General features: G+C 36.2%; 7 protein-coding genes. 1 reads left to right on the top strand and 6 read right to left on the bottom strand.

Annotated features, from left to right (window positions below; genetic code table 11):
* Positions 1–3 precede the first annotated feature (3 nt).
* Positions 4–849 (bottom strand): 5'/3'-nucleotidase SurE, encoded by an 846-nt coding sequence (gene surE / locus LUA90_RS13470; protein WP_231491247.1) that lies wholly within the window; start codon positions 847–849, stop codon positions 4–6.
* Positions 850–1,071: 222 nt separating this feature from the next.
* Between surE and LUA90_RS13465 the strand changes: the two genes are divergently transcribed.
* Entirely contained in the window at positions 1,072–4,002 is a 2,931-nt protein-coding gene (locus LUA90_RS13465) for a pitrilysin family protein (RefSeq protein WP_231491246.1), read from the top strand.
* Between the two features lie 237 nt (positions 4,003–4,239).
* On the opposite strand, the gene LUA90_RS13460 is transcribed toward LUA90_RS13465, so the two are convergent.
* The 5 genes from LUA90_RS13460 to LUA90_RS13440 all read right to left on the bottom strand — a co-directional run bounded on the left by LUA90_RS13460 (position 4,240) and on the right by LUA90_RS13440 (position 12,962).
* Complete coding sequence (locus LUA90_RS13460; protein ID WP_231491245.1) at positions 4,240–5,955, bottom strand: hypothetical protein; 1,716 nt, start codon at positions 5,953–5,955, stop codon at positions 4,240–4,242.
* A 14-nt stretch (positions 5,956–5,969) separates the two neighbouring features.
* The gene (locus LUA90_RS13455) at positions 5,970–7,253 is read right to left on the bottom strand and encodes an MFS transporter (protein ID WP_231491244.1); all 1,284 of its coding nucleotides are present in this window, start codon (positions 7,251–7,253) and stop codon (positions 5,970–5,972) included.
* On the bottom strand, positions 7,238–8,296 hold the full coding sequence (locus LUA90_RS13450) for a glycoside hydrolase family 130 protein (RefSeq protein WP_231491243.1): 1,059 nt from the start codon (positions 8,294–8,296) through the stop codon (positions 7,238–7,240). Before LUA90_RS13450 ends, LUA90_RS13455 begins: the two co-directional genes overlap by 16 nt.
* A gap of 87 nt (positions 8,297–8,383) precedes the next feature.
* On the bottom strand, positions 8,384–9,868 hold the full coding sequence (locus LUA90_RS13445) for a RagB/SusD family nutrient uptake outer membrane protein (protein ID WP_231491242.1): 1,485 nt from the start codon (positions 9,866–9,868) through the stop codon (positions 8,384–8,386).
* A gap of 19 nt (positions 9,869–9,887) precedes the next feature.
* Positions 9,888–12,962 (bottom strand): TonB-dependent receptor, encoded by a 3,075-nt coding sequence (locus LUA90_RS13440; protein WP_231491241.1) that lies wholly within the window; start codon positions 12,960–12,962, stop codon positions 9,888–9,890.
* Positions 12,963–13,018: the final 56 nt, after the last annotated feature.

Genomic DNA, 13,018 nt, shown 5'->3' with positions numbered 1-13,018 from the left:
TATTTAGCCTAAATTAATTCCATCGGGTGCAGAAACTTTACTCGCCTTTTCGTTAGAATATGTTTGGGTTTTAGCACTAAAATTCCAGCTGTTAAGCATTTGTATGGCATGGTGAGCAGTTAAATCAAATTGAACCGGAACAACTGAAACGTAACCGTTTTCCAATGCCCAAACATCGGTATCTTCGCCTTTATCAAAATTCTCGAAAACCCCCGTTAACCAATAATATGGTCTGTTGTAAGGGTCTTTCCGCTCATCAAACTCTTCCATCCATTTTGCATTTGCCTGGCGGCAAATTTTAATGCCTTTTAAGCCATCACCTTTAGGGAAATTAACATTTAGCAATATGCCTTCGGGTAAACCATTTGCCAAAACCTGCTCGCAAATGTTTTTGATATACTTTTTTGTGAAACTAAAATCGGCATCGGCTGCAAAATTATCTAAAGAAAAACCAATTGAAGGAATTTTTTCGATGGCACCTTCTACCGCGGCAGACATTGTGCCTGAGTAAAGAACGTTTATGGAATTGTTTAAGCCATGATTGATTCCAGAAACACACAAATCTGGTTTTTTACCTTTAAAAATTTTATTAACGGCAAGCTTTACACAATCTACCGGTGTACCGCTGCACTTGTACATTTCTACGCCCGGGTAAAGTTCTACTTTATCAAAACGAATGGGTTTGCCAATTGTAATGGCGTGGCCCATTCCACTCTGCGGACTATCAGGCGCTACAACAACTACGTTTCCTAATTCCTGCATCACTTCCATTAGGTTTTTAATGCCTAAAGCGGTAATGCCATCATCATTTACAACTAAAATATTGGGTTTAGTGTTTTGCTTTGTCATGCTGTAAAAATACAGATTATAAATTTAAGCAGTAGTAAAGCTGATTATTATATTGATGAGTTATTTGACCTTTTCTTTTAATTATTTCAAAAGCATTTCATTCGATACAATAATCCATTTATATTTGGTAAAGTAACTTATTAACCCTACGATTTAGAATTTTAATCATCCATTAGAGCAATAGAATTGCGAAAATCGTTATCATAAACCAAAATCAAATAAATGAAATTCAAACTATTTACGCTTGCTTGCTTTTTAGTAACAGGTTCGTTTGTAAAAGCACAAACTTATCTGTGGAAAACAGCAACTGGAGGCGGTTACACGTATAAATATGTAACCAACGACCCATCGAATTCGAGATTTTACACCCTTAAAAATGGTTTAACCGTAATTCTTTCTCCCAATAATAAAGAACCAAATATTCAATGGAGAATGAGCGTTAGGGCGGGTAGCAACACCGACCCGAAAAACGCAACAGGTTTAGCGCATTATTTAGAGCACCTTTTGTTTAAAGGAACTGATAAATTTGGCACAAACAACTGGGCTAAAGAAAAGCCTTTGTTGGATAAAATTGATGCGCTGTACGAAAAGTATAACAAAACTACAGACCCAGCTCAACGTAAAGAAATTTATAAAGAAATTGATAAAACTTCTGGCGAAGCATCAAATTTTTCTATCGCGAATGAATACGATAAAATGATTTCTGGTATTGGTGGTAACTCATCAAATGCCCATACCTGGTACGAGGAAACCGTTTATAACGAAGATTTTCCATCAAACGCAGTTGATAAATTTTTGGCCATTCAAAGTGAGCGTTTCCGCAAACCAATTTTCCGTATTTTCCATACAGAGCTTGAAGCGGTTTACGAGGAAAAAAACCGTGGTTTAGATAGCGACCCAAACAAGCTTGATGAAGCGATGATGGAATTGCTTTTCCCTACGCATAACTATGGTCAGCAAACTACAATTGGTACTATTGAGCATTTAAAAAACCCATCGTTAGTAGAAATAAGAAATTACTACAACAAATATTATGTGCCGAATAATATGGCTGCCATTTTCACCGGTGATTTCAACCCAGATGAAATGATTAAAAAAGTGGATAAGGCATTTAGCTACATGGTTTCCAAACCTGTAACCTTATACAATCCGGCTCCTGAAAAACCTTTAACAAAAATACAGAAAGTTGATGTTTATGGTCCGAGTGCAGAGATGGCTGAAATTTATTATCGCGGCTACGCCGAAAACACACAAAACAGCTTAATGCTTAATTTAATAAAAAGCATTTTATTTAATGGCAAAGCAGGTTTAATAGATATCAACCTAAACAAGCAACAAAAAACACAAAGAGCGAGTGCAAGCTATCAGCAAATGAAAGATTACGGTGTGTTCAATTTATCTGCACAACCGCGTCAGGGCCAAAGTTTAGAGCAAGCTTCGAAATTATTATTAGAGCAAATTGAGCTTTTAAAACAAGGCAAGTTTGATGATGGCTTGATTAAAGCGATAGTTGCAAACCAGAAATTTAGCTTCTTACAAGCTTTTGATAGCAATAATAGCAGAGCCGAATATCTATCAAACGAGTTTATTTTAAACAGAGGCACAAAATGGGATAAAAGCTTAGCAGACATAGAAGAAACTGCTAAAATTACTAAAGCGCAGGTGGTTGCTTTTGCCAACACTTACTTTAAAGATAATTATGTTATCGGTTTCAAACATAAAGGTGAAGAGAAAAACATAGTTAAAGTAGAAAAGCCAACCATTACGCCAATTAATGCAAATGGCAATTTAACATCTCCATTTGTTAAAAGCGTAATCGAATCTCCGGTTAAGCCATTAGAGCCAAAGTTTTTAGATTATAAAAAAGATATTGTTGCCGGCAAAGTAGGTATTGCAGAGGTTTTAACAACTAAAAATACCGATAATTCTATTTTCAGAATGACTTACAGATTTAACCACGGCTCTAACAATTATAAGTTATTACCTTATGCTGCAAGCTATTTACCGTTTTTAGGAACTGATAAATATACTGCAGAAGAAATTAGTAAGGCTTTTTATGATATTGCTTGCACCTACAGCTTAAACGTTGGTACCGAAAATACAACCCTAAACATTAGTGGCTTACAAGAAAATTTTGATAAAGCAGTAAGCCTTGTTGAACACATTCTTGCAAATGTAAAACCTGATGAAAAAGCTTTAGCAGATTTAAAAAATACCATTCTTAAAAATCGCGAAAATAATAAATTAAATAAAGGCCAGATAATGGTTGGTTTAACTTCTTATGCACAATATGGTGCGGTAAATCCATATAATAACGTGCTCTCTAACGATGATGTTAAAAACATGAAAGCCGAAGATTTAATTTATTTGCTGAAAAACTTAACCAATTATGAGCATGTTATTACGTATTACGGTCCAAAAGACGTTAATGCAATTACTGCCGATATTAAAAAAGAACATCTTTTAGCTAAAGAATTTACGCCGGCTGCACCTGCAAAGGTTTATAATTATACCGTTCAGGATAGCAACAAAGTCTATTTTGCTAACTATGATATGGTACAATCAGAAATTCGCTGGTTAAGAAACACTGGAGTTTACAATAAAACTGACCGCCCAAATATTGAGGTTTTTAACAATTATTTTGGTGGCGGAATGGGTTCTATCGTATTCCAAACCATCAGAGAATCGAAAGCATTGGCATATTCTACTTATGCGCTTTACCAAATGCCAGATAAAGCCGACAGACAATATAGCATGATTGCTTATGTTGGTAGCCAGGCCGATAAAATGACGGATGCCGTTAACGGAATGAATGAATTATTAAATGTTTTGCCACAAAGTGATAAATCGTTCGATGGTGCAAAATCAAACGTGCTTTCTTCGCTCGAAACCACAAGAATAACTAAAGATGGTATTTTTGCCTACTATTTTGCCGACAAAAAATTAGGCTACGATTACGATTCAAGAATTGATTTATACAAAGGTTTGAAACCAATAACCTTTGCAGATATTAAAGGTTTCCACGACCAAAAAATAGCAAATAAGCCTTACAGCTATTTAATTGTTGCATCTGATAAAAAAGTGAAACTTGAGGATATGCAGAAATTTGGCAAGGTTACAACCTTAACATTAGAACAGATTTTTGGATATTAGATTTGCAATATTTAAACTAAAAAAAGCGTTCCGATTAATTTCGGAACGCTTTTTTTGTAAATATTCTTTATGATTTTTACTACAAACTATAATTAGAAAATGAGTGTGCAGTAATCTATCGGAAACCTTAGCCCCGCCATTCGCTATAGCCCTCGTGAAAACTCGGGGCTGCCGCTGCTGTCGTGTTTACAAACAAAAGTTCATCTTTCAAAAACATAAAGCTAAATTGCTTTAAAGCTATTTTTTCTGATAATCGATAACAACACCATTAGCCAATAAATGATTTTTCGCTTTTGTAATTTTGCTACCCGTTGGTACTTCAACAATCAAAACAGAACGCATACCATTTAGCTTTAATTGATTAGAAGACAGTACATTTTTAGCAATAAATTTTTGGTTTACCGCATCATATAAATCAACCTTTGTTTTGCCTTTCGTTTTATAGTTTATCGCTTTGCCGTCTTTGTAAGGGTTATAAATCAAATAAGATGGATAAGCTTTGTTTTTATAAAAATCGGTGGCAAGCACATCTAATTTCAAAATTCCGTCAACATTGGTTTTCTCTACAATGGCGCCGAAAATACCAACATGCCCGCTGCCATAAACACTAAATTGCGATACTTCAGGATTTTTTCCTGGTACCCATTTCGGTCCATCACCCTGTGCAACCGGACCTTTTTTATCTGTGTAAAGTGTATCAAAAGTAGAAACTTTGGCAAAACCTTCGTAAGCAATAACTCCTTTGGTAACCGATTCAAACTGAGGTATGGTTTGTCTATCTGCCGGCATATATTGAGGGTAAAAAAACCTTGAAGCATTAACCGCGTTTAACATCCATTTACCAATTGCATTTGCGTAAGCTGTATTATAACGTACTGTTGGCACCAGCGGCCAGGCGGCATCAAATGTATTCATTAAAAAACCATAACCACCGTGGTCTACAGTACTACCAACAACGCCAGAAATATCGTAACCATTCCAGTTTCCAGTTAAAACACCCCAACCTTCGCGGCATACTGCAGTTCCGTCAAATGTCCAGTTCATTAATTTTTGAACATCAAATTTTGTTCCTTGCTCTACATTCATTCTTGCAGCTAAATAAGCTCCAAAAGGCATTAACAATTCGTAAGTGGGATTTATTTTATTATTTTCAAGAGCCGTCATAGCGCTTATGGCACCTTTTAAATAACGTTTATCGCCAAATTTTTTATAAGCAGAATATAGAACCCATGCATGCCCGGCAGCTGCATCTTGCTGTGCGCAAATCTGGTTTTTCATCGGCTTCATTTGGGCATAATCAAAATACGAATAATTATAATCTCCCTTTAAAATTGAATCGGCTTTAAAAAATTTTTCTGCTATACTTTTTGCAATCCAATCAAAATCCTTTTGCTTTGGATATTGCTCGCAAATGGCATAAAATAAAACATTCGGATAAACATCATACCACCAGTCTCTGCCATAACCTCCTCCTAAAAGTGCAACCTCGGGAGCAGTATTGTTCATCATAATATTCCATTTGGTATCACGATTAAAATAGTTTTTCAGCATGGCAACATAATTCATATTGTTCTGCTTGCTTTTATCTATTCCGATTAAAGTGGCGCCCATTACCGCTCCCATGTTAGCCAAAGCTTCATGAAACATACCTTTATTATTCTGCTTACCCTGGCGAACATCGCCTACGGCAGTGTAAATACCCATAACCGGCTGTTCAAAATTTTTGTTGGTACTATCCATCCAAACCATAGGCCAATATTCGCCCTTAGCGTTGAAATCATAAATGGTTTTATCAAAATTTTGCGCCATCAGCCTCCAGTCAATAATTTTTAAAGGCTGTGGAACATCGGCCATTTCATCAACCCGATTTAGCGATACCTGCTTAACCTGGGCATAAACAATATTCGAAACAGCTAATATTAATAGAGCTAAAAGTATTTTTGTAATCCTCATAAAAAAATTCTTTACTAGTGAGTGATAGGAGCAACAAGCGTTGGCTCTTCGTTACTCAAAATTGGAGCGTCATCTATATTTTCTATTTTGCCCTGCTTAATGATATCCTTGGCTACCCAAAACGAGGCCAGTTGCAAAACAGCAACAATTACAATGGCATAACGAAGGGCAATTTCTACAGAAAAACTATAAGCCAATACTAAAAATGTTCCGGCGCCAACCAAACGGCCAATATACAATCCAGCTTCGTGATTTAATATGTAGGCAAATTCGCTGCGTTTTTCTTTCTTGGTTAAAATATCAATAACACTATATTGAATCGGGTAATAAGCAATATCTAACAAAGGTTTTGCCAGCAAAAGTAAAAGCATAAATATGATAACTCCTGTACTGTTGTATAAAATGCCGTTAATGATTGCTGCAATAGCAAATATTAGCAATCCAGCTCCAAATACATAAACCCGGTGTTTTGGGGCAGTTTTTCGACCAATTATATACATTACAAATGCTGCAATAATGGCGCCCACAGATTGAGCTGTGCCCAAGGCACCTTCTTTACCCACTAATAACATAATTAACATTGCTGGTGCGGTTACTAAAAACCCTTGTACTAAACCTTTTAAACTGGCTAATCTTAACAACTTGTACCAATAAGGGTCAAACTTAAAATAGACGAACTTTTTTTCAGTTGGATTTGTAAAATTACCTCTGAAACACATTATCGAAGCCAAAATTGTGATAAATACCACAAAGCCTGTAACAATGCGATAGGCTAATTGTGCGTTACCACTTATTGCAGATTGATACTCTATGAATGCGCCAATAGAAAAAGGTATTATGATTGCAATAATGGTGTAGAAGAATGTTTCTAAGCCATAATAGTAATTTCTATTCTCATCATTGGTCATGGCCAAAGCTAAAAAATCCCTATTTGCCCAATAAAACCCGAAAGACATGCCCATAATTAATCCGGCAACACCAATTCCAACGGTATCTAAAGTGGTTAAAGACATCATAACCATCATAGAAATTCCACTTAGCATCATCCCTAAAGAATATAAAGTTTTGATAGAAAAAGTACGTAATAAGTAACCGTTTATTAAAAACGTAATTGGAATACCCGTGTAAATGGTTAATTGATAAACAACCACTTTTACCGGATCGTTTGAACTACGCATAACGTAGGCTGCTACAAAAATATCTATAACAGGCAATACAATGCTATAAATTAAATTGGTTAGAGTTAGTACCTTAAAATTATAGGATTGACTTTTAAAATGAGCTATTTCTGATCGCATGATTTTAATTGAGCTAAAATGTTTTGAATAGAGAATTTCGCACCACAAACAAATTCATCGGCTGCGCCATAGTAAATGGTTAATTCATCGCCGTTAACAGTGTGGCCATTTGTAAAAACCACCTGACCAAAAAAGCCAGATAATTCATACTCAGCAATCGGCTTCATAATTGGCTCTTCAGTTTGGGCGATTACTTTTGAAGGATCATTCAAATCCATTAAAAATGCACCTAAACAATACTGATGCTCGGCATTTGCCCCATGATAAATTTCCAACCAACCTTTGTCGGTTTTTATTGGCGCAGCACCAGCACCAACACGTTTACTATCCCAATGGTGTTTTCGGGTTTTGATGATGCATTTGTGATTCCCCCAATGAATACCATCTGGCGATTCGGCAATCCAAATATAATTACCGCCTAAATCTACACTGCTTGGGCGATGTAAAGCATAAAATTTGCCGTTAATTTTCTCCTCAAAAATGGCGCAATCTTTATTGTGTGGTGGGATAATCATGCCATGCCTCTCAAATGTTTTCCAATCTTTAGTAGTACGCATACCCACACCAACACCATTTTCAGAAACTGAAGTAAAGGTGAGGTAATAAGTCCCTTCGATTTCTGCAACCCTGCAATCCTCTATACCGAAAGATTCAGCAGCACCTTCGCCATGTAACAATGGATAACCTTCAGGTTGATAAAAATTTATGCCATCATCACTGCAAACCAATCTTAAATGCGATAAAGTTGTTAAATAATCGGCACCTTTATAATTGATAACCCGAGGGTCAGTAGCAATTAATTCAGGGTCGCTTTCCAAAATTTCTATAATTTCGATTCCACCTTCTTTTAAAACCGGAAATGAAATTACACCGGGTTTTTGCTTGGGTCTTTCGGCAACTCTAATTAATAACCAGGTTTTGTTTTGAAAAGTAAATACACCCGGATTTAATAAACATGCAATTTCTAACCCTTCTACGCTTGGAGTTAAATCTTTTGGAGATAATATTGGGTTTTGAGAAAATCTCTCAGCAGCATCTGTCATATATGTTTTGGATAAATTTTAGCCGAAATGGCTATTAGAACAATTTGGAAGTTAACTGGCAGTAAATTTAATTACTGCCAGTTTCTATTAATAACCAGGATTTTGTTTTAATGTTCCTGCAGAAGCATCAACTTCTCCTTGTGGAATTGGGTATAGATAATGTTTATCCTGAAAATTTTTGCCTTTGGATGTCATAACAGTTTTAGCGATTTTCCAGCGTTTTAAATCTAACATTCGTTGCGATTCGAAACCAAGTTCTACCCTGCGCTCAGAAATCAACCAGTTTTTAATTTCTTCTTTATTGGTTGATGCAGAACGATTTGGTAAAGTACCCGCTGGAGGCAACACTCCCGCTGCGCTGGCGCTTGTTCTTGCTCTGGTTCTAATCTGATTGATGATTGATACTGCATCGGCATATTGCCCTAATTCATTTTGTGCCTCAGCTTTCCATAATAAAACATCAGCGTAGCGGATGTAAATTTTATTATTTGCCGCATCATCATTGCCTTTGTTTGAGCCATTTGTACTACCTAATAACTTATTTACATTTTGATTTGGAGCATCAACCGTATAAAGTTTTCTTGGATCATTTGCTTCAAAAGCATTTAAGAAATCAGTACTTGGCGCAAAGAAACCCCAACCTAAAGGCGCACAAATACCATTTCCTTTTAAAGGATTCTGGTTGCTTTGATGGTCATAACAAAAAATAACTTCGTTCTCTGCAAATTCTTTCGTTTGGTTAAAACTGTCAAAATAATTGGCATTCAAACTATAAAAACCCAAGGCTTGAAGCTCGTTTACATTTGTCACAACATCAGCCCATTTTTCTGTATACAAGGCACTTTTAGCCAGCAAAGCTATTGCCGAACCTTTATTTGCTCTCCACCTTTCGGTTGCAGAACTGTATTTGGCATTTGGCAACAAACCTTTCGCCAGCGTTAAATCTGATTTAATCTTATCCCATACCGCATTTTTATCGGCTTTAACAGCTACTTCAAAAGCCTCTTGATAAGTGCTTACAGGTTTTAGAATTAATGGTACATCGCCAAAATTTGTAACCAGCGAGAAATAATAATATGAACGTAAGAAATAAGCTTCGCCTAATAATTGATTTTTGCGGGCTGCCGTGATGCCTGTAATTGCCTCGATATCTGGTTTAGTTAACAATTCAATTGCGATATTAAGGCGCTTAATGCCTTCATAATCATATTTCCATAAACCATTCGGACCACCATTTGTAGATGTAAATGTAAAATTGTTTATGTCATCCATCCAGGGTTGGTCGCCATCTGGATTCCATTTTTTCTCCAAATCATCTGATGCGATATCCTGTAATACCAAATCGTTTTGAAAAACCAAACCGTTTGCCCAATCCCATTGCGCTAAAATGTTTAATCGGTTTGATAACAGTTGATATGAAGAATTTACAGAGTTTTCTACTGTACCCAAAGTTGGCGTAGCATTAACCTGCTCTAGTGTAGTTAAGCCCACAGCTTCTGTAGTAAGTTGTTTTTTACAGCTTGTAAATGTAGCTAAACCTATTACTGCACTTATATATAATATTTTTTTCATGATATTTTTAATAAAAGGTTTACAAATTAATTTTTAAACCAAGGATAAATGCTTTTGATTGAGGATAAGTTCCTTTATCTATTAACGAGGTCGACTCTGGATCTAAACCTGTATAATCGGTAATGGTGAACAAATTCTGACCAGATGCATAAAAGCGAACATTTTTAACACCAATGTTTTTAATATCAAAAGTGTAGCCTATTTCTATATTTTTTAGTCTTAAATATGAAGCATCTTCAACAAAAACACTTGATACATTACCACCACCATTATTATTAAAGGTTACACGAGGCAAAGTATTACTTGTTCCCGGACCATTCCAGCTATCTAAAACCGAAGTCATGGAGTTAAAAGGTCTGCTATCAAAGTTTATAATCTGCTTTAAGTCGTTATAACGATCTACACCTTGAACACCTTGAAGCAAGAATGAAAAATCGAATTTTTTAAATGACGAAGAAAAGGCAAATCCGTAAGTAACTTTTGGTATTGGGTTGCCAATAAATGTTCTGTCATCAGCATTGATTTGTCCATCGCCATTTAAATCTTTAAATTTAATATCGCCTGGCAAGGCGCCATTTGCATTCGAAAATAAATGACTACTTACTTCTGCCGGTGTTTGGTAAATTCCATCAAAGGCTAAACCAAAATATGAGCTAATTGGCTGGCCAACTTCAGTTTTTGTATGCGTTTGGTCGTCGATAATATTTTTAACAAACTCTTGCAATTTATTTACGCGATTAGTTAAAGTTGCAACATTTGCATTGATATTGTATTTAAAAGCTTTGTCGCGGTTTTGGAAGTTTAAACCAAACTCAAAACCTTTATTTGTAACCTCACCTGCATTTACATAGGTTCTATCAATTACTCCAACCGATACTGCCGGCAAACCCACGGTTAACAGAATATCATCTGTTTTTTTGTTGAAATAATCAGCTGTGAAAGATAGCTTGTTCTTTAAGATACCGAAATCAATTCCAAAGTTGGTTTGTGTTGTAGTTTCCCATTTTACATCTGGGTTACCATAACGTACAACGTTTACAATACCACCCGATTCTGAAACTAAAGTTTGATAGGTGTTATTAGGGATTTCCTGGTTACCTGCTTGCCCCCAACTTCCTCTCAGTTTAAATTCTGAAATCCATTGAACATCTTTTAAGAAATTTTCCTGAGAAAGCATCCAGCCGGCAGAAACTGATGGAAAATAACCCCATTTATTACTAGGACCAAAACGAGATGAACCATCTGCCCTTAAGGTTGCCGTTGCAAAATATTTTCCATCATAGTTATAAGAAGCACTACTGAAAAATGAAACCAGGTTAAACTGGCTTGCAGAACCTGAATTATAGATATTGCTTAGGCTTCCATAATCTAAATATTGAAATCCTGATGTGCTTTTATTGAAGTTTTGCCTGCTGCCACCAATTGCCGATGATTTACTTGAAATACTTTCGGCACCAAGTAAAAAGTTTACACTATGTTTTTCGGCAAAGGTTTTTACATAATTTAAGGTGTTGGTGAAGGTAAAATTCATTACTTCTCCCCTGTTTTCATCCAAATTGTTTGGCTTATTATTTCTGCCCTTTCCAGGATAAAGTTCATCAGGGTTATTATCATTATCATCACCATAATTTTGAGCGAAATTTTTATTGTGAGAAAAACTGATATCAACACCTACACTTGAACGGAAGGTTAAAGATTTATCACTTAAAAAGGCGTATTCACCATAAAGGTTTCCAAATGTTTGAAACGTTTTTCTTTTATCATTTGTAAAATTTACAATGGCAATTGGATTAGAACTGAACTCAAAATTCTTATCCCAACCGTTATTATTACCCGTGTAAAAAGGCAAATCAGTAAAAGGATTAGCCGCAGAGTAGGTTGGATCGTTTACGTTTTTATAAACACCTAAAACCGGCGGACGCAATAGTGCATGACGAATTACGCCGGGAACATCGCCGCTTGATGATAATTTATCTTGCTTGGCAAAACTTAACTGAAGATTTGTGCCAACTTTAAATCTGTCGGTTACGTTAGCATTTACGTTCGACCTGAAGTTAAAACGCTCATAGCCATCATGATTTTGCACCACAATACCATCCTGTTTAAAATAACCTGTTGAAATTAAATACTGTACATTTTCAGAACCTCCGTTAACAGCGGCTTGCAAATTAGTAGATTTACCCGTTTCGAATAATTCGCCCAGCCAGTCTGTATCGGCCAGATCAGTTCTGCTTCTTGCTGCCTGGTACGGACTAACTGCGTTTGCGGCATTACCTAATGTATTATGCCAGGCTCTATCTTTAATTGTTAAGTATTGGTCGGCATTTAACATTTTCGGCAAATTGGTTGCCTGATAAAAGCCATTAAAATACTCTATATTAAGATTTGCTTTACCCTTTGTGCCACTTATGGTGGTAATAATTACAACGCCGTTAGCAGCTCTTGAACCGTAAATTGCACCGGCTGCAGCATCTTTCAGAACCGTCATCGATTTTACATCGCTTTGATTTAGAAAAGAAATATCCCGCGTAGGCACACCATCAATAACATATAAAACGTCATTATTGCCTAAGGTTCCTTCACCTCTAATTCTCAGTTTAATACCATCGCCGGGTGCACCTGTGTTTGCAGCAACAAAAACACCAGCCACTTGACCTTGCAATGCTTGAGCAACATCAGGTATCCTGGTTTTTTGCAAATCACTCATATTAACTGTAGCAACAGCACCAGTAATTGAAGCTTTCTTTTGAGAGGTATAACCTACAACCACCACATCATCTAAAGATTGAGCAGATGGCTTTAACGAAACGCTTAAATTACCTCCGGCTGCATTTAGCGTAACAGCATTATAACCTATGTAATTAAATGTTAAGGTTTGTGAGCCACCCGCCTGTAGCGTGAGCACATATACGCCATCTTCGTTTGTTGTGGTTTTGTTTTGAGTATTGGTTTGAGCCACTACAACACCCGGTAAAGGCTGATTAGATTCATCGGTAACTTTTCCTGTTACTTTAGTTTGAGCATAGCTTGAAAAACCCGTTACAACTAAAAACAAGAAAGCCAACAATGCATAAATACGTCTGTTTTTTTTCATCTGATTTATATTTGATTAGTACACAAATATAGCTCAGCAGCTATGCAACAGTAGTA

This window comes from Pedobacter sp. Leaf170, assembly GCF_920984665.1.
Lineage (GTDB): Bacteria > Bacteroidota > Bacteroidia > Sphingobacteriales > Sphingobacteriaceae > Pedobacter.
This window is presented reverse-complemented; position numbering and strand designations above follow the sequence as displayed.